A 23,617-nucleotide genomic window follows, 5' to 3' on the forward strand; every position below is an offset into this window, starting at 1 on the left:
GATGTCTGGCTCGACCTTTAGCGTTCTTTTTGTCTGCTCGGGGAACATTTGCAGGTCTCCTTTGGCTGAGCAGCTGTTGCGTGCCAAGACCGTCGGACTCCCAGTAATTGTTTCGAGCGCCGGCATCATCGCCAGGGAGGGGGAAAAAATGACGAAGGAGGCAGCACTAGTGTCGCGCCAGCGCGGCGGCGATCCCAGTGCACACCGATCCAGACGGCTCACTGAAGTTCACCTCCAGCAGGCGGATCTAGTGCTTACGGCTACTCGAGACCACCGCGGTGCAGTAGTCAAGCTGCTCCCCAGGATGTCGCGGCGAACTTTCACGATTAGTGAGTTCATCCGACTCTCGACGACCCCGATCGACCGGGAGGCAAATTCCGTCAATGATCTTCAAGCGGTTGTTGAAGCGGCGCGCTCGCAACGGGGGATCGTTCCGCCCCCGGATAACCCCGAGGACGACGATATCGACGACCCCTACCGCCGAGCGATGGAAGTTTACGAAGCTGTCGGTCATCGAATTGATGTGGAAATTCGAATGATTTCCGACCTCTTTCGTGCGTGACAAGCGTCCTGTGAGGGCCGATGCAGGATAGCCCAGCGATTCTAACCCAATGACGGGCGTCGCGATCCTCGCGCCATTAGCTGGACGGCGGATCGTCCTGCTCACATGGATGTGAACTGTACCAGTAAGCGGTTACTGGGACGTTGGTTGACTCCGAGAATGGGCGGGGACGCGTGACCAGCTTCCACCCTGCTCACCCACTCTAGGCTCAAGCCCTAAACCAGGCTCCCGACACCGGGTCAACGCGTTCTGTGATAGTCGTGAGTGGGGGTGTCCTCGTGTCCGAGCTTGGATCTGAGAATACGACTAAAATAGATAATCTGGTAGGCGGCCACGAAGATCTCAGATGTGGCGGCCGCCCAAGCAGCACCAACTGCGCCACCGGCCAATGCTCCTACTATCACGAGTGGAACGCCGACGAGGGCCCCGAGAACAGTACTGGTCGCGACGCGACCAATTTGACCGAAAGACGTAAGACATGCGAGGCCAACTATCGCTGATGTCGCGATACCAAATAGCGCTAGGCTGAGCGGCAGGAGAAGCGTTAGATTCAGATTGATTTTATTGCCCGAGAGAAAATCACCGATCACGGACCCCACGGTGGCAAAAATCGCGGACGAAATTAGGCCCAACCCCAACGCGGCCCGGAAAGCACGGACAGCGCGGCGCCTGTGGTCGGCCGGGTCCTTTGATGGCACGTACCCTTGGGCGACCTGAATGGCCGGGGAAATCCCGGTCAAAAAAAATTTCATCAACTTGTCCGCCAAAGCGTACGAATCGACCGAACTTGGCGACAGCGAGGAAACGGCCACCAGAGGAATGTTTACATAGAGAGCCGCCGCTCCTGCAGCCACCATACCCTTGGCTTGAGACGTGAGGCGCCGAACGGAGGGGACAAGCCCGCCCGCTAAGGTGAAGCTAGGATGGCGCCGCAGAACGTTGCTGGATCCGTACGCGGCTGACAGCACCGCGCCCGCGGCCTGAGCGCCCGAAAAATATCGAATGTCGTGGGTCAGCATCAGGGCGAACATGCCGGTGGTAGAGCCGAGCGCCCTGGGCACGTTCTCGAGTAGAAGCAGGCGCCAAGGGCTACCTTCTCCGATGAAGAACCACGAAGCACCAAGCGACGGGACCAGGAGGGCAACAGCGCTGAGGGCGTTCGCTGCGTAGCCATTTGGAACCGCCCACCAAATAGCCAAAAGACAGAATGGACTGACGATCACAAGAAGCCACCACCGGCTGGCGAGAGAGTCGGCATAGAACTGACCTCGTGCCGACACATCCAGAGACGCTACTTGCGATGGACCAGTTGTACCCCAGCCAAAGAGAATGAGGATCGCACACACTGCTGCGATTGATTGTGCAACGGCGATGCCCGCCCAAGCTTGAGCACCCGCATGCGAAATCACGACGGGGATGACGGCAACGTTTACTACAACACCCAGCGCAATGGACAAGCTGAACCCGCCAAAACGTCGAATGTGACCGAAGAGTGAGAGATGGCGCTTTGTCGAGCCGTTATCCATAGCATGCTCCAAACTCTGCTCCACACGAGCTATCCGTCGACAACCGGTACCGACCTCTTGGCCGTGAGTGCCGAGACGTAAAGTGCGTTGAGTTCAGTCAGGTGCTCCTGAGGGCTTCGCAAGCTCTCAATTCCACTGCGCAAAAGATTGATCTTATCGGCATTCAGGTCGTTGATAAATTCGATCGCCTCGCTGACACCATCTACGTGTTCTGGGTCGAAAAGGAACCCGTTGCGTTCGTTGACAAAGTCCGGAATGCCGCCCATGCTCGTTGCAATGACAGGAACGCCAAAGTTGAGAAACTCCATCACGACTTGTGGGGCATTGTCCTCCCAGATTGGAAGAGCAAGTCCGATATCGGTACCTTCCATGATTGACGGAAGATCATCGGGTGTGTACGTCCCGCGAAGATGAACACCGGCCGCGGCCAAACGCTCGCCGAGCTCCGGTCTCTCTATTCGTCCGAAAAACTGAATCGAGACATCCTCGCGGTGGACACCTCGAGCGATAGATTCCAAGAGCTCTGCACCCTTGAGCTTGGATAATGTGCCGATGAATGTAAGGTTGAGCCGACCCTCACTGTAGTCCCTCGACGGACGGACGGATCGGGCGGAGGCGGTTCCGATATGATTTACAACATAATTTGCATCCGGATAAGCCCGCCGACAGATATCCCGAACTCTAGTTGACACGGCTAACACCATCGCCGCTTCTCGAAGGAAGACCTCAATGACCTCGTTGCGCTGGGTTACCCGGCTCGACGCGATTCGCGGTAGTTGCCAACCGGTCTTCCTGGAGGCCCTGTACAGGAGGTCGACTTCCTCCAACCGGCCAATGCAAAGTTCACACTTTCGACGCTCCGGACCGCCACAGTTTTTCCCCGCATAGTCGATAAGCGTGATCCGAGGACAAATCAGATGGTAGTCGTGCAGGCTGATAAAATAGGGAACCCCGACTCCAGGCACCTGATCATAGAAGTCGGTTCCAAAACCAAGGGTGAGGTGGAAATGTATTAGATCAAAGCCGCCTTCCAAGATCAATGAGATCAGAGCCTTGGATGCCCGGGGGCGCTTTCTTGTCGAAGCCACGTGGTGCTTGCCGTCGGAGTGTTTGCTCCCGCGAACCATGTAGCCCGAAGTGCTTAGCTCCCATTGCCGACGGGCACTCCCGTCCAGCACATACACCTGTTCGCCGGCCGAAGACTGCTCTGAGGCAAGGGTTCTGACGTAATTCGTAATTCCTCCGGGGAATTCGATATCAAAACCGGAAAGGACATGAAGGATTCGCACTTTAACTATCCTCTCCTTGTGCTGAAGGTTGGCGTTGACTGCCAGTGGTCGGTCGGCTATAGGCTGCGTCAACCGAATGAGCCATCCATGCACGAGTGCCCATCGAATATGTGCGAATTATGCGCGCGGGGGCTCCAGCTACTATCGATTCCGGTGGAACGTCCCTGGTAACGACAGAATTTGCGGCAAGTATGGATCCATCGCCGATCGCCAGACCTTGCGCAATCACAACATTATTGCCTACCCAGCAACGGTTACCAACCTTTACTCCACCATGACCCCTGAGTGGTCGGGATATCGGCGGGATATGAGGAGAGGATTGAATTCCGTCACCATTATATGAACCGTGACCGTGATCAGAAATGAACACATTTGTGCCAAAGAGGCAGTCGTCTCCGATCTCGATCGTATTAATGGCACTCAAATGGAGTTGGCCCGATCCACGAAAATTCTTGCCAATCCTGATGGAGGGATTATATAGATCGCCTTCATACTCAAAGATGGCTTCGATCCATACCGGCCCTGCGGAATGGAAGCCTGGGGATACATCTATATACTTAGATCCGATGACCCGACTGCCGAGTGGCAGGCGTGAATCTTTCCATCCGAGAAGGCGTGCGTTTACCGCGGCCGCCAAGCCGGACGTCCCCCTAGATACTAGAGCCCTGAATGCATGGATGTTTGTTTCATGCCTAAAGAGGCGTGACATCTTGTTCTTCATCTACGAATCTGTCCCTGTCGAAGGAGTTGCTCCCGCACTTGACCGTAGAGACTGGGTACCACACGTTTGAGAATGCCATAAGCGTCAGGGAATGCATACTTAAGTCCAATGGCGGCGTCGCCGGCCGCCCCGGTCATCTGCTGCATGAGCGACGTCAAACGCCATCGCGCAAATTTCGCACGATCGGATTCGATGAAGGGCGACGGCAGGTAGCTGAGCCCTCCCTTTAGGAGCTCTTGCCTATAGGTCCTGCGCAGCCGTTTAGTTAGTAGCCGACCGCTGAGATCGTGGCTGTAGGCATAAGAGGAGGTGGCGTTGATCTTCTGACGGATATCGAGAAGGAGCGCAGCGTATTCCCTGCTCAATGTGGAGTAGGCCGCCGAGTTCAAACCCTTTTCACGCAATGAAATATTCTGACGTACGCTAATTGCCTCGGGATCCTTGGGATCGAAACCGCTGAAGTGTAGAAGTCGAAGTGGCTCGTCAGTGCGTATCATATAGTAGTTCGAGCCGCGCCTCTCGAACTCTCGCTCATGCAGATTCCAATGGGCGATGTTGTATCCGTAGTGACGGAATGAATGCGCGTCGAACAGAACTGATCCAACGTCGACCCATTTCTGGTCAACAAAGAGTCCGAGTAGCGGATAGATGAGGCACTCGCGTTCCAGATGCGACCACCACCAATCAAGAAACTTGTCGCTACCGCGGCCCACCGCACAGAACCCGAGGTTATGCACACCTACTGTGAGACTGTTTACTTCTGAACGAAAGCTCTCGCCAGGAGTGATTGGTTCCAGCAGATGTGGAGTTAACACGACGCCGTGTTCTTCGACGAGTGACTCGATTTCAACCAGCGGAGAGATGAGGTAGGTGTCTGGATCCAGGTAGACCGCTTGATCGAATTCGTCGCGCAAGCGTTGCAGGAAAAGGGGCTTGACTGCTGTTGAAAGCTCGACGACGTCGTAGATTGTGGCGAGATCGAGCAGTTCTCTACTCGTTAGACCGAGGAAATTTAGCTCTGCGAACCTGACTCCGGGGTACATGTCTTCGAGCCCTGCCGGGACACCGTCAATAACCAAGATGACGAACGGCCGATGGGGCTCGTGCTTCTGGATACTAGTATAGAGTGAGAGAGCTTGTGGTAAATAGTTTCGGGCTACCACAGTGCAGTAGACCCCACTAATCGCTGCGGGGGGATCTTCGGTCATGGATTCTCTCCTTCTTCGGCGCTAGCGGAACCGACGGTTTTGGGCCTATGAATTCGCAACAGGTGCACCGACCGGAAATGCCTCGATCTGTCTATCGAGTGGCACCTCTGTCAGGACATCTTGGGCATCGGGCGGTTGAATAGCTCACTACACCCACATTCTAATTCGCATGGCCGAACGTTAAGATCTATCGAGTCTGGGAGGGCCAGAAGCCAGATCAACGATTGCGGTGTGAACGTTGCTGGCTACATTGTCCCATGAATATCTCTCTTTCCACTCAGCCGACACGGTTACCGGCGCGCCTTCGCCGTGCGACAATGCGGTGAGCGCCGATGAAAGCTCTTCAGTCGAAAGACGGTCTATGGCGATCCCGCGTTCCCCCACAATTTCTCTGACCGACTCGCAACCGTGCCAATATACAACTGGTGCGCCTACCGCCAGCGACTCAACGGCAGGAAGGCCGAAACCTTCAACCGAGGACGGGATAACTGTGGCCACCGCATTGGCATAGAGGACGGCCAGATCGTCGTCCGTGATATCAGATTTGATCTCGACCTGATTTTCGGTTGCTGTTTCCCTGCACATACTTTGAATTTGACTTACGTCATTCGATACAATTTTCAAATTTAGCGATCGATTCATTGCGATGGAAGATAGGAGAAGTTTGAGATTCTTGTGCGGCTTCGAATTTCCTACGTAGAGGAAGTATTTCGTCCTGTCAGGTTTTGATAGGTGAATTCGGTCAGCTGAAAGAAAGGCCGACGAACATCCGTTACCAGCATTTATGACCGTGACGGTTGGGTCATCCAGCCAGTTTTCGATTGCGGATTTCGACGTTTCAGATACGGTTAGGACTAAGCCTGACCGCTGAACCGTGGGCCGTACGATCTTGGCATAGTAGGCACGCTTAGCCGTATAATGCTCTGTCTGGGATAGATGGATCAAGTCGTGCAATGTGATGATTTGACTAGCGCGCGTCATGCCACAGTTATAACCGGAAGAGTAAACGAGGTCTGTCGGCCCGAGAAGAAGTCGTCGCAGTAACAGTGCATCGAGTGGCGAGGAGGGACGTAAATTTGAGGTTAGACGTTTGTGCGGAAGATTTAAGCGTGGCAGAACTTCGGCGGAATATCTGCCTATTCCGCCACCCCACCGTCTGGTGTCTATGTATATCATGGCCGGCTCCCCTGGTACGGCGACGAGCTAGGGCTTTCAGACCGTCCGGCACCGTCAGCGTTATGAATCTTTTCTTGTTGGGCCTGTCTTGCTGCTGCTAAAGCCATTGCCAGAATAACCCACAGCTTCGTATCGAAGTAATATGAGGTGATCAGGGAGGACACTGTGAACACGGATAACCACCCAGCCATCAACGCTCTCGCTGTTGGCAAAGATTTTCGGTAAAGTTGGTGAACTGCACTCACGACTAGGGCCGACTCGAGCGCAAGGAGGAATGCGCCACCATCGAGCATTGCCTGATACCAAATGTTATTTGCAATGTATTTGTTATCTGCGAATTCGCCTGAAGACTGAATGCCGATTGCGCCTGCGGCTTCAGCGAAGTTTCCAGGCCCGACTCCAACCCAAGGGGATCCCTGAATGACGCGCGCGGCCTCGGCTAATCTAGCTAACCTTGGCGCGTTTGAAGTAGGTTCAGTGGGATCAAAGACAGTGGACATCCTCAAGAACATCTGATCATACAAGCCAGGGATCATGGCGCTTATGAGCAATCCAAGGACCGATAGCGCCAGTAATGCTGGGAGCCAACGTACGACACGTGCCGATACGCGCCCGCCTGCGAACATAAATACGACCAGGAGGGGTATCGTGAAGATCGATGCCCTCGTATTAGCCAGAACAAGGGCTCCAGCCAGAAAGAGGAGCAGTAGTTTCGACGGCTCCCGTGCGGTTAGGCGCGCTCGGGCGTACACAGCAGCAATTGCGAGTATGATGAAATAGCCGAAGTAGCCGGATTCGTAGTTGAACGCGGAAATTCTTCCCAGTCCTCCGCCCACCGACTCATAAGGGATGCCTTGAGGAAGGCCTGTGTAGAACGCAACCAGCTGGTAAACGCCATAAAGTGCGGCAACCACTGCTCCGATGATAAAGGCTGTGAGGCACTCCTCTAGTCGTCCACTTACGCGCACGAACAGGTACACCGCCAGGAATGGAATGAAGCTGCTCAGGACGTAGGCGGCGGTGTTTTGAAACGATGCGATCCAATTGATGCCAGTTAGAGCCACAATCGCCATTGTCAGCGCGACGAAGGTCATCAGCAGCGGCATAGCGGGCTTAGTTTTTGGTGCCGTGCGGTTTAGGATGTAGTAATCACATACAGACAGGATGAATCCGATGGCGAACGTGACGAGCGGAAGCCTCAGGTTGTATGTGCCGACCGTCAGGTTTCCCAAGCGGTCCCAGGAGACAGTCGCCAGACCGATCCATATGAATACTGCGGAGAGCGGTATCGCCGAGGGTTTAGTGGCGCGTGAAGATGTTGTTGATCCATTCACCGCCATATGTTCCATCCTTATTTCACCCAAACGAGTAGGCTTTCTGCTCAGGGCGGCAAATACTCGTAGCCGAAGCTTGCCGCTGTGGTGACGTCCGGGCTTCGGACGTATACTTTAGTGTTGCGCTATTCCGTGTCATCGATGACGTCGACCATCCAAGAACGAACGCGCCGCTCGAAAGCTTTTCTTCCAAAGTGCTGTGAAGCCTTCTCTGGAACCGATGACATGTCTAGGCCCAGACATTTGTCAATCGCCGTTGCTAATTCTTGATCGGAGAATTCTTCGATTACTGTGCCGCCGCAGAGTAATTCAACGCTTTCACGTGCGCCACCTTCGGCGTAGGCCACAACCGGCGTACCCAACGCCATCGCCTCCACTGGCATGATGCCGAAGTCCTCGGTTGAGGGAAATATATAAACAGCAGCGCGTTGGTAGAGTGAATATAGCAGAGCATCGGATGGTCTATCCACAAAGTGGACCGGTACGTGTACTCTTTTGGCTAAGTCTTCGAGGGTGGATCGTTCCGGTCCGGCGCCAGCTAGCACAACCGGTAGTCCTGTGGCCTCTCCGGCCTGGATTGCTATTTCTAGTCGCTTGTAGGCGACGAATCGCGATGCACCGAGGATGAAGTCTTCAGGTAGCCCGTCGAGCAGCAACTCTTCATTGAGTCCTAGTCGGTTGCTCCACTCAATTGAGCTTCTGAGATGGTCGACGTCGACGGGAGGATATATGACGGTCGCGTCTTGATCCCAGCAGCGCTGGATGCGAGCCCTCACATAATCGCTGTTCGCTGCAAATGATGCGCCCGATGCCGCTCGTCTTGAATCGAGTTTTCGTAGCAGGGGCGTGACTGCCTTTACCAGGGGATTGCGGCCTCTTGCGTCAAGTTCTGGCGCCCATATGTAGCGCGCAGGCGTGTGCACGTACACGTAGCGAGGAGTCAGTTCTGATCGCTGCGCCGCACCTGCGTGATGGGCGAAAAGATGAGAGCTTATGAGGAGAAAGTCTCGCTCCGAGACGTCCAATGACGACCATGTGGGAGGCATGAGAGGTAAGGATGCCACCTTGCTGCGCCTCAGTGGAGTTCGGCTTAGCCAGGACTCGTGCACAGTTCGTTCTGGAAAGCGGTCCGGGGCATCGTTCCATAAACAGTAGATATCAGCGTTGGGGAAGACGTCTGCCATTGCTTCTACTACATTTTCGGAGCCACCGATGCTGGAGATCCATTCGTGGACAATCAGGCCGGCCATTAGTGAGCCTGATTTCCTGGGGCAAGGACTGCTCTAAGCGTGCGCCAAAGGATGATCAGGTCACCAGTGAGTGACCAGTTCTCCACGTAATACAGATCGAGCCTGATCGCATCCTCCCATGAAAGTGACGAGCGTCCGCCAACTTGCCAGAGCCCACTCATTCCGGGCTTGAGGAGTAGGCGCCGCTTCGCGGCGTCGTCGTACAATGCTACCTCCCCGATGCGCTGTGGACGCGGTCCTATGAGGCTCATGCTTCCGAAGAGCACGTTGAAAAGTTGCGGGAACTCGTCAAGAGAGTGTTTTCTAAGGAATTTGCCGAGCGGGGTGATTCGTGGATCGTTTTCCACCTTGAAGAGCGGCTGGTCGCCCCTACCTTGCTCAGCCAGGAGCGTCGCTAGTTCGGAGTCGGCGTTCACCTTCATGGATCGGAACTTGTACATCATAAATGAACTACCGTTGAGTCCTATTCGTTCTTGCCGAAATATGACCGGACCTCGGCTCGTGGCCTTAATGGCGACCGAGAGGCAAACAAGTAGCGGGGAAAGAAGCGCTATAAGGATGAGGGCTCCCAGAAAATCGAAGATGCGTTTGCCGGCATGTTTCGGCCCTTCATAGCGCGGTACTTCTACGTGGATCAGCGGGAGTCCCGCCACAGGCCTGGTGTGGATGCGGGGGCCGGCGACGTCGGTGAGACTAGCGCCCACGATGAGCTGATGCCGTTCGCCGTCGAGCATCCAGCTGAGCTGCCGAATGCTTTCAGGGGTGAGTTCGTTACCGCTTGTAACTATTAATGTGTCCGCACCGGTCTCAGCCATGGCGCGTTCAACCGAGTGGAGGTGCGAATAGACGGGCACTCCAGAACCAGCCGAATGGGGCGAGTCCACATCGAGAGGCTCCGCCCAGCATTCGCCTACGACGTGGTATCCCTCTTCGGGATGGCGTGCGAGCTCTGTCCGGAGATGGCCGACCGACCGCTTTGAGCCGACGAGTAGAACGCGTGCTGAAAAATCGCCAGTCTGCCGCTTGACCCCCAGCCACTGACGCCAGAGCCAACGGGATAGCGCGAGCACCGCCACCCCCAGAGGCAGCGCAATGAGGATGTAGCCACGCGCCAGGTTGATCTGGAACAGGAACGAGACGATGGCCACTAAACCGAACATGCGCAGCGACCCGTCCGCAATCCGCCGGTACTCAGTGGGACCCGAGCCGATGATTCGGGCGTCCCGGGTGTCATAGATCTTGAGGACCAGCATCCACGCAACGATGAGAACCACCGAGACGGTCGAGTAGTTTACAGCAAGGTCGTCGAGGGCACCCTGGAAGTTGACGTTGGCGCTGTCGAAGCCGAACCATGCGATCTGGACGCCAAAGACGACCCATACGAGGACGAGAAGATCCGTGAAGATCAGGCCTCGGCTGAGCCATTGACGCCAATTTCTCCTTGTCTGAACGAGCTCCGGGTGTGTGCCCAACCCGATCATGCTCATGCAGCAACCCTCCACCCGATGAGGTGGGTATCGGATTGGCGGTAATCCCAGCTGCATCCGTCGACGGTAGCCCGCATCAGGTTAGTTACACCGCCGTGATTCTTGTCAGCAGAGTCGCCGCGCACAAGTGTCCCCCTCTGTACTGTCGGATTCAGACTGAACGTTATCACCCTGGCGGCAAGCGGCATATCTTAAGCGGTCAACGTCAAAGCCGTGGGTGTGGAACAAAGGTAAGTGGTCTCTGGGCCACTATTCAGTGGCCGTCGTGCGGTACTGAGGTCTCGTATGATGAGACCGCTCAGTGGTCATCGGCGCGTGACAGCCAGTTGAGGCGGCGTGGAGCCCGGACGCAAGAATGTGGGGCCGGAGGGGAAGGGAAAGTGTTAATGACGTTAATGAGGCGTGAAGTCTTCATTGCGGGCGCAGGCGAGGTTGGGGCCGCGGGCACTGATTCCGTGAGTGGCGCGCATAGATGAGTCAGCGTTTGAAGTCGGGGTTTCGGTTTCGCAGTGGTCTTTCTCCGCTGCTCGGCCGCAGGCGACGCTGGGCGATCGGCGGAATCGTCTTGCTTCTGCTCGTCGTAGCGTGCGCGGCATGGTTGGGCATCCGAGGCTACCTTGCGCAGAAGGAGTTGGCCGCGTCTGAAAGCTTGGCCAAGAGCGTTCAGAGCGACATCGCGCAAGGACACGCGGATGAGGCCCGCGCAGGTGCGCAGCGGCTGGCCACACGGGTCGACGCGGCGCACGGTTACGTGAGCGATCCGGTATGGCTCGCGGCGGGCCTTGTTCCAGTCGTCGGTACTAATTTCTCGACGACAACGCAGCTAACCCAGATTCTCTCCGATGTTACCCACGGCGCCGTCATACCGCTCTCGGAGGTTTCTGCGAGCATCAATCCTACTGCTGTGAAACCTGAGCATGGCGTCTTGGATCTGCACCTCATCACGTCTGCCCGGCCTGCTGTGGCGCACGCCACGGATGTCTTGCAGGGCGCATACAAGCGAGTGGCCATGGTTCGCCCCGGGTATGGCAGCGTTCCGCAGCTCCAGGACGCCGTTGAGCGGATCAAGGGGCTATTGGGCCAGGCGGTCCAGCAGGCGTCGGCGGCTGACACTGCGACGTCGGTTCTCCCCTCGATGCTGGGAGACGCAGGTCCCCGGACCTATCTGGTGCTTTTCCAGAACAACGCCGAGCTGCGTTCCACGGGCGGCATCCCGGGAGCTGTGGCTGAAATTCGCGTGGATCATGGACGCATCACGCTGAGCCGCCAGGCCTCAGATAAGGACTTCCCGATGTTCCCCAGCCCTGTCCTTCCCCTCGCTGATCAGACGAAGGGTCTCTACGGGCCAATCGCTGGCCAGTACTTTCAAGATGTCAATCTCGTTCCCCAGTTCCCGCTGACCGCACGTCTGGCGGCTGAGATATGGAAGAGGCAGTACGGCATCCAGGTGGACGGAGTTGTTTCCCTTGATCCTGTGGCGCTCGGCTACATCCTGAGCGCCACAGGACCCGTTGCGCTCCCCAGCGGTGAGACCCTCGACAGCTCCAACGCCGTGCGGGTGCTTCTCAGCGACACCTACGTCAAGTATCAGGGCGCGGGGAAGGATGACTTCTTCGCTACCGCGGCCTCATCGATCTTCGCGAAAGTAGCGAGTGGCAGCTTCCAGCCGAAGCCGATGTTCGATGCTCTGGCACGAAGCGTAAAGGAACGCCGACTGCTGGGGTGGAGTTCCCAGCAGGTGGAGCAAGAAGCGCTCGAATCAGCTGGGATGGCTGGCGAACTTCCAGCCCAGACTCCCGTGCATGGGCTTTTTGGCGTTTATCTGAACGATGCCACGGGCGCGAAGATGGACTACTACCTCCGCGAGGCCTATCGAGTTGGGGGAGCTATGTGCAGGGCCGACGGCAGCCCTACCTGGGTCGTCGAGGTTACCCTCACGAATGCCGCGCCTGCGGATGCAGCAACATCGCTTCCCTCTTATGTGACCGGTGGTGGCCAGTACGGTGTCAAGCCGGGCGATGTGAAGACCCAAGTGAACGTCTATGCCCCGCCTTCGGCGATCTTCATGGCCTCCTGGAAGAACGCGACGCCCCTCGACGTCCATAGGGACATGGATTCTGGATACCCAGTTGCCCAGACATACCTCGAGTTAGCCCCCGGCCAGTCAGCCACTCTGCGATTTCAGTTCCTAGGCGCCTCCCAAGCCGGTCAGCAGCCCGACGTGATCTCGACACCAACTGTTAACAATCCGAAGCCTTCTGAATTGTCTCTTTCGTGTGAAGATGTTGTACGCTAACGTTTCCGTATAGTGCTGGTTCGGGGGCTGTTGTAGACCCGACATTTTGCTCTCACTCTAAGACTGGGGATCTTCAATGCTTAAAAAAGCCCTCGCAGTGCTGTCCATCGCCGTCATGGCCCTTGTCGCCGCGCCCGCGGCTGCCAATGCCGCTGGCTACGTGCCGAGCGGCAACGTGACCGTTTCGGGAAGTGCCACGCCTGGTGGCACCGTAACCGTCAGCTTCGCCGCTGGTTCGTTTGCGCCGAATGAGCAGGTCTCGGTGTCAGTCAGTGGTGACACGACCGTCACGCTCTCCGCGGTTAAGGCGGCCGTGCTGACTACGTTCACGAAGGCGGCGTCCGCTTCGGGCTCCTTCTCCGTCAATGTCACGCTTCCAACCAATGCAACTGGTACCTACACCCTGACCGCAACCGGTCTCACGTCAGGCAACGTGGGTACGGCTTCGATCACGACCGTGCCTGCTAGCGGGAGCAACGCCACCCTCGCCAACACCGGCGGTGGGGCTGCCCTCGCGAACACCGGTGCCACCCTTCCGATGCTTATGATCTGGATCGGCGCTGGCGCGCTTGTTCTCGGTGTCGCAATTGTTAGCACGCTGGCGTTCGTGCGCCGCCAGCGCCGCAACGCCTGACGATAGCAATCTCAACAACCGCAAACGCGTCGACCCGGTGGCCCTGTCAGGGAAACCGGGTCGACGCTTGTTTAGGCACCTTAATACAACAGTCGATAATACAACAGTCGATATAATAAAAGACGTGTGTTTTTTAAATCTCGGAGCTGGGCTGCATTCGTGCACCTCTGGCTGTTCGAGTCTTGAGTTCCGATAAGGCCATGACAAGTGTGTTGCTAATCCTCGGTCGGTCTTCGTCGCTGCGGCAATGAACCCTCGGTTTACGTGTCAAACTAATAGGGGCCGCCGCAGCGTGCTCGATCCATCCAGGGGACAGGAGGGGGTCCGGTGCGCACGCGCATCAAACTGATAGGTGTTGCCTTGTTGGCGGCGGGGACGGCTTTGCTTGTGGTGGCGGCAGTGATGAAGCCAGCCATGGAGCGGGCCACCACCCAGGGGCCTCAGACGAGTTTCTCTTTTGCGCTGCCGACAGCGAGCGGGGCGCCCTCGCCCTCGCCGTCGTCCGTTCAGGCGCGGTCGAGCGCGAGCCCGACGCCCACACCGACGGCGACGGCGGCCACCCTGCGCTTCGCGGCGGTGGGGGATGCGATCACCGAGGCTGACAGCTCCGACTTCGCCGGTGGGCAGACCGGCTCGCAGTCCTGGGTGACGTATGCGACGAGCCCGAATCTGGTGTTCTCCGGAGGCTGGGCCGCGGCAGGCGCGACGACGGGGAAGATCGCCGCGAACGTCAAGCCCCTCGACGTCGATGCGCTCGTGATCGTTGCGGGGACCAACGATCTCACGCAGGGTGTCTCCTTCGCGCAGACTACGGCGAATCTCGACCAGATCGTGGCCGCGGTCGGGGCGAAGCGCGTGGTTGTTTCGTCGATCCCGCCCCGTGATGCCACTCCACGCACGACGTCCGCCTTCAATGCGTCCCTCCGGCAGCTAGCGATCCAGCGCCACTGGGGGTTTGTCGATGCGGCGGCGGGTGTGCGGAACGGCGACGTGTACGCACCAGGGATGACATTCGATGGCGTCCGGCCCACCAAGGAGGCGGCCCAGATCATCGGCAAGGCGATCGCGGGCGCGATGCCGGGGTGAACGCCAGCAGATTGGGCGCTAAGGAGTCATAAAGACCGCCACTTCCAGCCCGGACCATCGAGTACTTTTTGAGGGTAGCCGCGGATTTCCCCCGATTCCCGCGGTGGGTGCGAGTAAGGCCCGGTTGCGTCCATCCCCCTTGACGCAGCCGGGCCGCCGCATTTAACGGCCACGCGGCTAACGGCCACGCGGCCGGATCAGAAGCCGAGCAGCTCAGCCTCCGAGAGTCCAACAGTGATCTGGGATCTCTCGACTTCGCTGTATCGCTCGAAGGTGCCAGGCGGGAGCACGCGGACCGCCTCCTCGAGCAACTGCGCTTTCTCCTCGGGCGGTTCGTCCTCGGAGTGCACGAGGAACGAGCGAACCCTGCTGGGCGTGATCGGGCTGGCGGCCATGATGAAGATGGCCTTGGTCAGCTCATTTCCGTCGGCCATTGCGGATCCTGAGTGACGTGCGAGCGGATGGGGATGAGAATGTTCTACGCCCGGCAGCGACGGTTGGGAAGCCGCTGGTGCTGCCGACTTTGAGACGGGGTGGAAGGGCGGTCCAGTGAGCGCTGAACAGGACGAGGTAGCCGTGCGGACGGCCTACGACACCGTCGCAGACACCTACGCGGACCACTTCCGCTCCACAGAACCCGAGCTGCCGTTGGAGCTCGCCATGGTCGAGCATTTCGCCTCCGTCCTTCAAGCACCGCGAAGGGTCCTCGACGCTGGCTGCGGGGCCGGTCGCATGATGCCCATCCTCGCGGGCTTGGGCTGCCAGGTTGAGGGGGTGGACCTCTCGCCGGAAATGGTCCGCCGGGCCAAGATGGACCACAGCGAATTCCGCTCCAGCGTCGGCTCCTTGACCGATCTGCCGTTTCCCGCGGCATCCTTCGACGGCGTCTTCTCGTGGTATTCGACGATTCACAGCCCGGACAACGACCTCCCGCGGATATTCGCGGAAGCGCGCCGGGTCCTGCGCGCCGGCGGGCTCCTCTTGGTCGCATTCCAGGCCGGACGCGGCACCGTCGACGTGTCTGAGAGCTATCGACGCCGCGGCCACGCCGTCACGCTCCGGCGCTATAACCGCACTCCGGACCAACTGAGTGAGCAGCTTATGGCGGCGGGCTTTTGCGAGGTGGTGCGGCTTTCACGAGGGCCGGCCAAACACGAGAAAGACGATCAGGCCGTGCTTATCGCGACCCCTGCGGGTCGGTGCTAAATTGGCCCGCATGGGGGGAGCGCGGGAGGTGCTCCTGTGCACAAAAAAGGGGCACCAAGTTGAGCAATTCGCAGTATCAGTCTGACCAAAATCCCTGGCCGCCAGCCCAGGCTCAGTGGCCTTCGTCCGTGCCGTGGGCGGCAGCGCCGCCGTCGCCCTTTCATCAGGGGGCCGCGCCGCTGGGACTGAGCCCTCAGAATGCGGTGCGCTCGCGGAAGTGGCGTATGCAGGTGGGTTGGATTTCCATCGTGCTGGCGATCTTCAATTTTGCGGCCGCGATGCTCTTCAGCCTTGCGCTCGCCTCGAATTACGCCGGCCGGTACGCCGACATGATCGGCGGCAGTTCCGTTGTGGTGTCCGTGATCGCCGGAGCGGTTTACCTTGGCCTCGCGATCTGGTGCCTCGCCACAACGCGGACGACGGCGGTACTACCCTTGGTCTTCAGCCTCGCCTTCAACGGCCTGGTCTTTCTGATCAGCATTGCGGGACTCGTCGGTGCGATCTCAAGGGGTGGGTCGCCGCAGGTCATTGGGCTCATCCTCGAGCTCTGGGTGATCCAGCGGTCGATTCTGGTGCTCCGCATGAAGCCGATTCAGGCGGCTTACGGTGCCGTCATCCGTTAGCCGGTCCAGCTTCGCCGAGTCCTCCGACCGGTTATTCGAGAGCCCAGTCCGACCTAGGCCTTAGGGCCATAGCCAATCGGCCTCCGGTCGCGTAGCGTCCGCTCTTACGGGCGATACGGCTGAGAGACCATGGGGGCGTGGGATGGCTATGGATTTTGCGGAACGGAACGGGCTCAGCGTGCTGGCGCTTCAGGGACGGTTGAACGTGAACACCGTGGATGAATTCCGTGGTGCTGTCACAGACGCCCTCCGAGCTGGGAGCACCAGGCTGCTGATCGACCTCCGTGGAACGGATTGGGTGGATTCGACGGGACTGGGCGCGCTCGTGTGGGCCGCGACCTCGGCCCGCCGGGAAGGCGGGGACCTGCGGCTCGTCAACGTGGGCGAGAACGTCAGGACCGTCCTCAAGCTGACGAGCGTGGGGAAGGTGCTCCCAGTCGTCGATGGCGAGGGACACGAGTCCGGGGACTAGCTTCCTCCCGGCGCCCGACTCGAGGCTCTGCTAGCCGCCCTGCCTGTGGTCAGTGAGGATCTCGGAGAGCGCAGCAAGATTGGCGCGCATCTGCCGGGAGCCGACATCGGCCAGGTCGGCCTCCGGAGTGTCGCCGAAGACATCGCCGAGGCCGGGACGGGGACCAGGATGGATTCGTCGGTGACGGTCATTTTCGCTTCCTTGGCGTGACTCGATGAGGGCGCTGCGCGACGTCGACGGTGGGCATGTCCCTTCCTCCCTGCGGAAGGCGCGTTCAAGGGCATCGCGGAGTGCCCCCGGCTGGTTCCCGCGCTGGATTCAAGATGTGCTGGGCCCCGACTCGTTGTCCACGATAAGGCCGTAGGTCCTGTGCCGGAACGCTTCGATGCTTCCTGCTGGGTGGGCTGGGCGCCGGCGGTCGCGCGCTCGCCGAGCGCCGCCGTCGTCCGTTTCCTCGGTGGCTCAGGCGCGGAAGGTTTCCCACGCTTCGCGGGCTGCGTAGGCGACGACGACGACCCCGGCGAGCGGATCGGCCCACCACCAGCCGAAGAGCCCGTTCAGGATGAGACCAACCATGACCGCGGCGGCGAGGTACCCGTCGATGAGCGTGACCTTGCCTTCGCTCGTGAGGACGGGGTTGCCCATGAGGCGCCCGGTGCGCAGCTTGCCGCCCGCGAGGGCGAGCATGACGACGACGGTGAGCGCCGTCCAGACAATGCCGAGCGGCGAGGCCTCCGGGCGGGCTCCGGAGGCGAGGACGACGACGATCTGCGCAGCGAGGTAGACGCCGAGGAAGATGAAGGCGATGCCGATCAGGCGTTGGGCGCGTGCCTCGCGCTCGCGGTGGATCCCCTTGAGCTCCCAGACGACGACAAGCGAGGCAAAGATCTCGATCAAGGTGTCGAGCCCGAAACCCGCCAGAGCCGGGGAGCCAGCCTGAATCGCCGCGTAGGCGATGAATCCGACCTCGGCGACGTTCCAGCCCAAGGTGGCGTATTCGAGGCGCAGGCCGGTCCGCAGCAGACCCGCGTCTCGGGTTCCAGGCGGAGGCGTGGCAGCGGTCATGGCAGGCGTACTGCTTTCGTCGAGGGAGCTCCGTTGACGGTATTCAATCATTCGGCGACCTCGGCGTTCACAAGTGATATCGCTCACGGCGAGTGCATCTTTGGGCCGGTATCGTTGCCCCACATGCCCTATCTTGAACAGACCGCTGACCCTGTCATCATGCCGGACTGCTACCCCGATCCAGATTGGGACGGCATTGGGACGGTGGCGAGGGTCAGCATCCCGGGCGGCGGAGACGACGCCGTCGGATGGATTGTTCGGCAGGGCGATGCGCGCATCGCGTGGATGTCGTTGGTGCCGCCGGTAGTGCTTACAGGCTCGGATTCCGAGCCCACCGTCAACCCGCTGCAGAAGCTCTATGCGGACGGCCGTACCGTCGCCGAGGCCTGGGACGCCGTGCTCGAAGTCAGCGAGCACGAGGTCCCCGAGGATGTCGAGCTCCTCACGTTCATCGAAGACGTGCGGAAGGCGTGGGGTCTGGCCTAGCGCTTCTCACTTCTGGGTGCGAAACCGCCCGGGGTTGGGGCGCCGCGGCGGCGTTGGCTCGGACGGCCACCGTCGGGGGCCCGTCCACATCGAGGGTGGAGCATCGAGCTCACGGCACAGCGCCAGCGCGGCGCGATCGTAATTTACCCGCCAGCCCCTGAAATGGGGCCAGGCATCCTCGTCGGATTCGGTGACCGGATAGCCGACCGAGCGGAGAGACTCCGCGGCTTCGGCGAATTCCTCGAAGCTGATCGAGATCGGGGTCGTGTCGGCGGACGCCAGGGCTAGTTCGGGCACCGGGAGCTTCGCCGCTCTCGCCATGTCGTTGAGGGTCTCAAAGCCAATGCGCAGCATGAGGCGTGCGGTGATCTTGGGGTCCGAATTCGGCGCGAGGGCGAGGTGCAGGGCAGCCGCGTCCATGATGGCGATGAGGGAGGTCAGCCAGTGCGAGTTGGTCCTCGGCGAGCGCAGGCGAAGCAGCGTGGTGTAGGTGGCGTGGGATTCGGCGACCTCGGCGGTCCACCGCTCCCAGCGGACGAAGAGTTCGCTGAGGACCGGCCCCGAGTCGCTAGTGCCCGTGCCCCAGTGGGTCCGGAGCAGGATTTCGGGTCCCCAAGCAGGAGTTCCCGCACGCGCGACGAGGAGGCTGACCTCGGTTTCGCGGCGGTTGAATGAGGCGTACACGGTGGGCAGGTAGCCGATTTGGAGGCCGATCACGGCCATGCCCGCGAACCCGGCAAGGTAGGCGACCACTTGTCCGCCGCCTCCGTGCGGGACCGCGAACCCGAGGGTGAAGACGGACGAACCCGCGTCCTCGAGGGCCGCGCCCAGGTCGCCGCCGGTCTCCGGAAGCATCAGCAGCGCGAACCCGAGGACGAGCATCCCCATCCAGGTCGTCAAGCCGACCACGAGAGTGAGCGGGGCCTGCCAGCCGAGCACCCTGTCGCGCCGTTCGAACGATTCCACTCCCCGGAGCGCGACGAAGAAGGCGCGGTCCAACAGGGCATCGAGAACTGCGGTCACCCACGACTTCACGCGCCTCGGGACAACGAGCGCGCCGAGGATGCTCATCGCGGTTCCGATGACGAGGCAGGCGCCCGCGGCGAACCCGACCCAGATCATCACGTCAGACATGGAATGCCGCGCTGGGCATCGATTGCCGGCCCGGGCGCACGAAGCTCCGAACACCACTTCCCAAGGGGCTCACCTGCTCCCTTCGAACACCCTGAACGCCCGTATGCTACCGCGCCGACGGCGGCGCTGCAGCGGCCCTGCGGGCGTCACGCGGAGTATCGTCAGGCACGGCAGGACCGCGGCCCCGATGGAAGCCCGGTGAAAGCGACCAGATGCGGGCGGTGAGGCGTGGGGTTCGAAGCCACGGCAGTGTTCGACACCGTGGACCTCGTCGGTGTGCTGGCGAACGGTCTCCTCGGGGGCGCAGTCGCGCGGCAGCTTCGCTTCGACCCGATCGGATTCCTCGTGCTCGCGGTGCTCTCCGCGCTCGGCGGCGGGATGATGCGCGACACCCTGCTCCAGCACGGCTTCCCCGTGGCACTGACCAACCCCGCCTACCTTCTCATCGCGATGGTGGGGGCAGCCGTGGCCTTCGTGGTGCGCCTCGACGGGGTGTGGGCCACCCGCGTCCTGCTCGTCGCCGACTCGCTCTCGCTGGGTTGCTGGTCCGCGACCGGGACGGCGAAGGCCCTCGGAGTGGGTCTGGGGTGGCTCCCGGCGATACTGCTCGGACTCCTGACCGCCGTGGGCGGAGGAATGGTGAGAGACATCGCCGTGGGCCGCTTGCCCGCGATCTTCGGCGGCAACACCCTGTACGCGACCGGCGCCCTGATCGGCAGCGCCGAGATGGCGCTGCTGTATCCGCTGGGCCTGGGAACCTTGGGTTTTGCGTTGGCGATCGTCACGGGCTCGGCCGTGAGCCTCATCGCGCGGCGTCGCGGGTGGAGGCTGCCGGAGCCGGTCGAGCTTCGCCTGGGTGCGCTTCCGGGGTGGCGGTGGCCCCGCCGTCGTCCGGGCGCGGCCGGATCCCGAGGCGGTAAGCGGCATGGGTGACCCGTTCGAGCGGGCCGCGCCACCCCTTGAGCCGGAACACCAGGCCCGCGGCAAGCGCGACGAGGACGTGAACCGCTAGGAGCCAACCGCCGTCGAGACTGCGGTCCGCGCCGTTCTGCGACCACGCCACCGCGGCCACGTGCCCGGTGTAGAGGGTGAGGGTCATGGCGCCGGCTCCGGCGAGGGGGATGAGGACGCCGCTTCGCTCGACCATGCGAATCCGCGACACGAGAAGGAACCCAGCGAGAACTGCTGCCGCGGTCCCGATCGTGTGGACGAGGTCTAGCGTCGTGCCCGAATGGGGCGCGGCCGTCGCCAGCCACCACGCGCTGCCCGTCTGGTCGACGTCGGAGAAGTCGGTGCGGAGCAGCGCATCGAGCGTGCCGTCGCTCGCCTGCGGGGTGGCGAGCAGGGCCGCGCGCCCGCCGAGCGGGCCCAGCAGCACCCACTCCGCGACCTTCGCGAGCACCGCCGCGGCCGCGCCGCCGGCGAGCAGGCCGATCTGGGTCCTCCGTTGACGCAGCGGGAGCCTACCGATCCACAGCCCCGCGAGGATGTACCCGAACCAGACGATCACGGGGTAGTTCCCGGTGACGCCGACATCGGCCAGGAACGTTACGGGATCCTTCAAATCGAGCCACGCCGGGTTGTGCCCGAGCCGCAGCGGGCTCGAGCCATCTCGAAGCACGGTGCGCAGCGCGTAGGCGGCGATCGGCGCGAGGAGGATCCACGAGATCGCCAGCGCGCCGAGGGCGCGCTGGCCGAGCCTCAGAACGGGGATGGCGCACAGGAACAGTGCCCCATAGTCCACGAGGATGATCGAAACATCACCGCTGAGCGTCCCCAGGGAAAGGCCGACGGCGAAGATCACCGCGGCCCGGAGCGCGAGCCCCAGCCGGTTCCTGGCCGCGGGGACCCTGCCGAGCGAGAGCGAGACCCCTGCCAGGACGGCGAAGAGCGCAGCGGCTCGGCCCGAGACCAGGAGTCCGGCCCACGTTGGCACTGGATGGCCGGCGGCATCCGGAGAGATGACCGGCAGAATATGGGTCGCCATCATCGCGAGGAGGGCGGCTCCGCGGGCCATGTCGATGCCGTTGAGGCGTGTGCCGGCGGATGGGCTTTGCATGGTGGCGGGGGAGTCCGGTCTCGTGTACTGCGAGGCCATGGATCGGTCCTTTCATCTGCGTGCGCACACGTAGTGAACAGTCGGGGGCGCCGGGTCTCGGCGGTCGTGCGATCCTGCGGTTCAACTCTAATTACGCAAGACTTTGTTTGCCCAATCCGCGCCCTCATGGTTAGGCTCACCTAAGCAAGGCTCTTCCCCCGCACCGTTCACGCCTTCTTGGAGCACCCCCATGCGCCCCGAAAGTCCTCCCATCGACCTTCAGCGACGCGTCCGCATCACCCTGGCGGCCGTCGTCGCGGCCGCCCTGGTCGCCGTGGGAACCATCTCCGCCGTCGCCACGGCCCAAACGGTTCCCACTACGGCCCAGCAGGAGCAAGGGATGACTCCCGGAGCTCCGCTGGCCGAGCCCGCGGTCGCAGACACCGACCAGGCGGAAGTCACGCTTGATGCGACCAAGGCGCGGGTCTCGGTCTCCGGGAGGGAGGTCTGGGGCCAGGCGTACAACGGCGCGCTCGTCGGCCCGACCCTGCATCTCGAGCCGGGGAGGACCGCCACCATCACCCTCCACAACCGGCTCCCCGTGGCGACCAACCTGCATTTCCACGGGCTCCACACCTCGCCGGAGGGGAACTCGGACAACCCGTTCGTCTGCGTCCCGCCGGGTGCTTCCTACACGTATCGGCTCGCGATCCCCGCGGAGCACCAGCAGGGGACCTTCTGGTACCACAGCCACGCCATGGGCACGTCATGCCCGCCTCCCGGAACCAGCAGTGACGGCCATGCACATGCGATGTCCCCGGCGCCCTTCACCCCCGGTGACGTCGAGAACCAGATCTTCGCGGGCCTCTCGGGCGCGATGGTGGTCGGCGACAGCCGAAGCTCCCTCCCCGATTCGGTCCGCGACGTGTCCACGCGCACCATCGCGCTCAAGGACGCGCAGATCGATACCTCGGGGAAGATCGTGCAGAGTACCGCCGGCGCCTCGATCGACTCCAACGCCCCCACCGTGAGGCTCGTCGACGGTCAACTCCGCCCCACCCTGTCCATGCGCCCGGGGGAGACCCAGCTGTGGCGGCTCGCCAACATCGGCGCCGACATCTTCTACCGGCTCCAGCTCGACGGCTACGCGTTCAGCGTGCTCGCCGAGGACGGCAATGAATATTCTCAGAGCGTCAGCGCCGCGGAGCTGCTCCTTCCGCCGGGGAAGCGCTTCGATGTGTTGGTCACCGCTCCCGCTGCTCCGGCCTCGACGTGGCTGCGAACGCTCAACTACAGCAATGGGCCCCAGGGCGACACGTACCCCGACACCCCGCTCATGAAGGTGGACGCCTCAGGCCCGAGGGTCGCGCCGAGCGCCCCGCAGAGCGCCCTCTCCGCTGGCACCCCGCTTCGGGGAGCCCCGGCCGATCTGACCGCGGCGCCCATCGCACAACGGCGCACGCTCGCGCTCTCCGAAGACTCCTCAGGCACCGCTTTCTTCATCAACGGCCGGCGGTTCTCGATGGACCAGCCCACCTTCGATATCGCCGCGAAGCTCGGCACGGTCGAGGAATGGACGATCCTGAACACTTCGGGAGAGGACCACCCCTTCCACGTGCACACGAATGCCTTCCAAGTCCTCAGCAGCAACGGAGCCCCGGTCGCGTCCCCGCACCGTCAGGACACCGTGGTCGTCCCCCACGCGGTCAACGGCACGCCCGGGAAGGTTGTCATTCGCCAGGCCTTCAGCGACTACGCGGGCAACTGGATGTTCCATTGCCACATCGCCGCCCACGAGGACAACGGCATGATGGGCTACATCAGGGTGGTCGGGGCTTAGCGCCCAGCGCCTACCCTGCCCTGCCCGCAGTACGACGAAGGCCCCGAGATCCGCGGATCTCGGGGCCTTCGTGCTGGGCGGTGGTGGAGGGATTTGAACCCCCGTTGGCTTTTACACCAAACATCATTTCGAGTGATGCACCTTCGGCCGCTCGGACACACCACCAGCAGGCATTTACTTTACC

Annotated in this window: 21 protein-coding genes, 1 tRNA gene and 1 pseudogene; 10 read left to right on the forward strand and 13 right to left on the reverse strand. The window is 61.1% G+C overall.

Features of this window, described 5'->3' with window-relative positions; genetic code table 11:
* Window position 1: 1 nt before the first annotated feature.
* Window positions 2-562 (forward strand): arsenate reductase/protein-tyrosine-phosphatase family protein, encoded by a 561-nt coding sequence (locus tag E6A26_RS06335; RefSeq protein WP_136610351.1) that lies wholly within the window; start codon window positions 2-4, stop codon window positions 560-562.
* Between the two features lie 239 nt (window positions 563-801).
* Here E6A26_RS06335 and E6A26_RS06340 read toward each other — a convergent pair whose 3' ends face one another.
* From E6A26_RS06340 to E6A26_RS06375, 8 genes are all read right to left on the reverse strand, one after another.
* Window positions 802-2,088, reverse strand: a complete 1,287-nt coding sequence (locus tag E6A26_RS06340; protein WP_136610352.1) for a hypothetical protein — start codon at window positions 2,086-2,088, stop codon at window positions 802-804.
* A gap of 29 nt (window positions 2,089-2,117) precedes the next feature.
* The gene (locus tag E6A26_RS06345) at window positions 2,118-3,449 is read right to left on the reverse strand and encodes a glycosyltransferase (protein ID WP_234865130.1); all 1,332 of its coding nucleotides are present in this window, start codon (window positions 3,447-3,449) and stop codon (window positions 2,118-2,120) included.
* Window positions 3,379-4,098: a DapH/DapD/GlmU-related protein gene (locus tag E6A26_RS18130; RefSeq protein ID WP_136610354.1), complete on the reverse strand. Its 720-nt coding sequence runs from the start codon at window positions 4,096-4,098 to the stop codon at window positions 3,379-3,381. The genes E6A26_RS06345 and E6A26_RS18130 overlap by 71 nt, the downstream gene beginning before the upstream one ends.
* Window positions 4,095-5,306, reverse strand: coding sequence for a hypothetical protein (locus E6A26_RS06355; RefSeq protein ID WP_136610355.1), 1,212 nt, complete (start codon window positions 5,304-5,306; stop codon window positions 4,095-4,097). Before E6A26_RS06355 ends, E6A26_RS18130 begins: the two co-directional genes overlap by 4 nt.
* A gap of 180 nt (window positions 5,307-5,486) precedes the next feature.
* On the reverse strand, window positions 5,487-6,287 hold the full coding sequence (locus tag E6A26_RS06360) for a glycosyltransferase (protein WP_168928685.1): 801 nt from the start codon (window positions 6,285-6,287) through the stop codon (window positions 5,487-5,489).
* 191 nt (window positions 6,288-6,478) lie between these two features.
* Complete coding sequence (locus E6A26_RS06365) at window positions 6,479-7,822, reverse strand: O-antigen ligase family protein (protein WP_168928686.1); 1,344 nt, start codon at window positions 7,820-7,822, stop codon at window positions 6,479-6,481.
* A 119-nt stretch (window positions 7,823-7,941) separates the two neighbouring features.
* Complete coding sequence (locus tag E6A26_RS06370; protein WP_136610358.1) at window positions 7,942-9,066, reverse strand: glycosyltransferase; 1,125 nt, start codon at window positions 9,064-9,066, stop codon at window positions 7,942-7,944.
* On the reverse strand, window positions 9,066-10,553 hold the full coding sequence (locus tag E6A26_RS06375; RefSeq protein ID WP_234865134.1) for a sugar transferase: 1,488 nt from the start codon (window positions 10,551-10,553) through the stop codon (window positions 9,066-9,068). Before E6A26_RS06375 ends, E6A26_RS06370 begins: the two co-directional genes overlap by 1 nt.
* Before the next feature lie 472 nt (window positions 10,554-11,025).
* Here E6A26_RS06375 and E6A26_RS06380 point away from each other — a divergent pair, with 472 nt between their 5' ends.
* From E6A26_RS06380 to E6A26_RS06390, 3 genes are all read left to right on the forward strand, one after another.
* Complete coding sequence (locus E6A26_RS06380) at window positions 11,026-12,849, forward strand: DUF4012 domain-containing protein (RefSeq protein ID WP_136610359.1); 1,824 nt, start codon at window positions 11,026-11,028, stop codon at window positions 12,847-12,849.
* Window positions 12,850-12,925: 76 nt separating this feature from the next.
* Entirely contained in the window at window positions 12,926-13,483 is a 558-nt protein-coding gene (locus E6A26_RS06385; protein ID WP_136610360.1) for a sortase, read from the forward strand.
* 414 nt (window positions 13,484-13,897) lie between these two features.
* The gene (locus E6A26_RS06390; protein ID WP_168928687.1) at window positions 13,898-14,569 is read left to right on the forward strand and encodes an SGNH/GDSL hydrolase family protein; all 672 of its coding nucleotides are present in this window, start codon (window positions 13,898-13,900) and stop codon (window positions 14,567-14,569) included.
* A 197-nt stretch (window positions 14,570-14,766) separates the two neighbouring features.
* Here the strand turns inward: E6A26_RS06390 and E6A26_RS06395 are convergent, their stop codons facing one another.
* A complete protein-coding gene (locus E6A26_RS06395; RefSeq protein ID WP_136610362.1) occupies window positions 14,767-15,003 on the reverse strand; it encodes a hypothetical protein in 237 nt (78 codons plus the stop codon).
* Window positions 15,004-15,118: 115 nt separating this feature from the next.
* Between E6A26_RS06395 and E6A26_RS06400 the strand changes: the two genes are divergently transcribed.
* The 3 genes from E6A26_RS06400 to E6A26_RS06410 all read left to right on the forward strand — a co-directional run bounded on the left by E6A26_RS06400 (window position 15,119) and on the right by E6A26_RS06410 (window position 16,870).
* On the forward strand, window positions 15,119-15,775 hold the full coding sequence (locus E6A26_RS06400; RefSeq protein WP_234865136.1) for a class I SAM-dependent methyltransferase: 657 nt from the start codon (window positions 15,119-15,121) through the stop codon (window positions 15,773-15,775).
* 59 nt (window positions 15,776-15,834) lie between these two features.
* A complete protein-coding gene (locus tag E6A26_RS06405) occupies window positions 15,835-16,398 on the forward strand; it encodes a hypothetical protein (RefSeq protein WP_136610363.1) in 564 nt (187 codons plus the stop codon).
* A gap of 148 nt (window positions 16,399-16,546) precedes the next feature.
* Window positions 16,547-16,870: an STAS domain-containing protein gene (locus tag E6A26_RS06410; protein ID WP_168928688.1), complete on the forward strand. Its 324-nt coding sequence runs from the start codon at window positions 16,547-16,549 to the stop codon at window positions 16,868-16,870.
* Between the two features lie 462 nt (window positions 16,871-17,332).
* On the opposite strand, the gene E6A26_RS06415 is transcribed toward E6A26_RS06410, so the two are convergent.
* On the reverse strand, window positions 17,333-17,935 hold the full coding sequence (locus E6A26_RS06415; RefSeq protein WP_136610365.1) for a cation transporter: 603 nt from the start codon (window positions 17,933-17,935) through the stop codon (window positions 17,333-17,335).
* Window positions 17,936-18,058: 123 nt separating this feature from the next.
* Here E6A26_RS06415 and E6A26_RS06420 point away from each other — a divergent pair, with 123 nt between their 5' ends.
* The gene (locus E6A26_RS06420) at window positions 18,059-18,421 is read left to right on the forward strand and encodes a hypothetical protein (RefSeq protein WP_136610366.1); all 363 of its coding nucleotides are present in this window, start codon (window positions 18,059-18,061) and stop codon (window positions 18,419-18,421) included.
* 6 nt (window positions 18,422-18,427) lie between these two features.
* Here E6A26_RS06420 and E6A26_RS06425 read toward each other — a convergent pair whose 3' ends face one another.
* Window positions 18,428-19,555, reverse strand: coding sequence for a hypothetical protein (locus E6A26_RS06425; protein WP_211128985.1), 1,128 nt, complete (start codon window positions 19,553-19,555; stop codon window positions 18,428-18,430).
* A 228-nt stretch (window positions 19,556-19,783) separates the two neighbouring features.
* On the opposite strand from E6A26_RS06425, the gene E6A26_RS17860 reads away from it, so the two are divergent.
* Entirely contained in the window at window positions 19,784-20,488 is a 705-nt protein-coding gene (locus tag E6A26_RS17860; protein WP_136610367.1) for a trimeric intracellular cation channel family protein, read from the forward strand.
* A 463-nt stretch (window positions 20,489-20,951) separates the two neighbouring features.
* Here E6A26_RS17860 and E6A26_RS18165 read toward each other — a convergent pair.
* Window positions 20,952-21,653 (reverse strand): annotated as a pseudogene (locus E6A26_RS18165) (heparan-alpha-glucosaminide N-acetyltransferase domain-containing protein); the annotation flags it as partial.
* Between the two features lie 190 nt (window positions 21,654-21,843).
* Between E6A26_RS18165 and E6A26_RS06440 the strand changes: the two are divergent.
* Entirely contained in the window at window positions 21,844-23,433 is a 1,590-nt protein-coding gene (locus E6A26_RS06440) for a multicopper oxidase family protein (RefSeq protein WP_136610369.1), read from the forward strand.
* A 78-nt stretch (window positions 23,434-23,511) separates the two neighbouring features.
* Here E6A26_RS06440 and E6A26_RS06445 read toward each other — a convergent pair.
* Window positions 23,512-23,598: transfer RNA gene (locus E6A26_RS06445), tRNA-Ser, on the reverse strand.
* Window positions 23,599-23,617: the final 19 nt, after the last annotated feature.

The sequence above is a fragment of the Sinomonas albida genome (assembly GCF_004919045.1).
In the GTDB taxonomy this organism is placed as follows: Bacteria; Actinomycetota; Actinomycetes; order Actinomycetales; family Micrococcaceae; genus Sinomonas; species Sinomonas albida.

Bases quoted from the DNA above. Each gene is read 5' to 3' on its own strand.
- E6A26_RS06440 (WP_136610369.1), top strand. From the start codon at position 21,844: ATGCGCCCCGAAAGTCCTCCCATCGACCTTCAGCGACGCGTCCGCATC.
- E6A26_RS06385 (WP_136610360.1), top strand. From the start codon at position 12,926: ATGCTTAAAAAAGCCCTCGCAGTGCTGTCCATCGCCGTCATGGCCCTT.
- E6A26_RS06390 (WP_168928687.1), top strand. From the start codon at position 13,898: ATGGAGCGGGCCACCACCCAGGGGCCTCAGACGAGTTTCTCTTTTGCG.
- E6A26_RS06335 (WP_136610351.1), top strand. From the start codon at position 2: ATGTCTGGCTCGACCTTTAGCGTTCTTTTTGTCTGCTCGGGGAACATT.
- E6A26_RS06365 (WP_168928686.1), bottom strand. From the start codon at position 7,822: ATGGCGGTGAATGGATCAACAACATCTTCACGCGCCACTAAACCCTCG.
- E6A26_RS06375 (WP_234865134.1), bottom strand. From the start codon at position 10,553: ATGAGCATGATCGGGTTGGGCACACACCCGGAGCTCGTTCAGACAAGG.
- E6A26_RS06380 (WP_136610359.1), top strand. From the start codon at position 11,026: ATGAGTCAGCGTTTGAAGTCGGGGTTTCGGTTTCGCAGTGGTCTTTCT.
- E6A26_RS06355 (WP_136610355.1), bottom strand. From the start codon at position 5,306: ATGACCGAAGATCCCCCCGCAGCGATTAGTGGGGTCTACTGCACTGTG.
- E6A26_RS06420 (WP_136610366.1), top strand. From the start codon at position 18,059: ATGCCCTATCTTGAACAGACCGCTGACCCTGTCATCATGCCGGACTGC.
- E6A26_RS18130 (WP_136610354.1), bottom strand. From the start codon at position 4,098: ATGAAGAACAAGATGTCACGCCTCTTTAGGCATGAAACAAACATCCAT.
- E6A26_RS06360 (WP_168928685.1), bottom strand. From the start codon at position 6,287: ATGACGCGCGCTAGTCAAATCATCACATTGCACGACTTGATCCATCTA.
- E6A26_RS06370 (WP_136610358.1), bottom strand. From the start codon at position 9,066: ATGGCCGGCCTGATTGTCCACGAATGGATCTCCAGCATCGGTGGCTCC.
- E6A26_RS06425 (WP_211128985.1), bottom strand. From the start codon at position 19,555: ATGTCTGACGTGATGATCTGGGTCGGGTTCGCCGCGGGCGCCTGCCTC.
- E6A26_RS06395 (WP_136610362.1), bottom strand. From the start codon at position 15,003: ATGGCCGACGGAAATGAGCTGACCAAGGCCATCTTCATCATGGCCGCC.
- E6A26_RS06415 (WP_136610365.1), bottom strand. From the start codon at position 17,935: ATGACCGCTGCCACGCCTCCGCCTGGAACCCGAGACGCGGGTCTGCTG.
- E6A26_RS06340 (WP_136610352.1), bottom strand. From the start codon at position 2,088: ATGGATAACGGCTCGACAAAGCGCCATCTCTCACTCTTCGGTCACATT.
- E6A26_RS06410 (WP_168928688.1), top strand. From the start codon at position 16,547: ATGGATTTTGCGGAACGGAACGGGCTCAGCGTGCTGGCGCTTCAGGGA.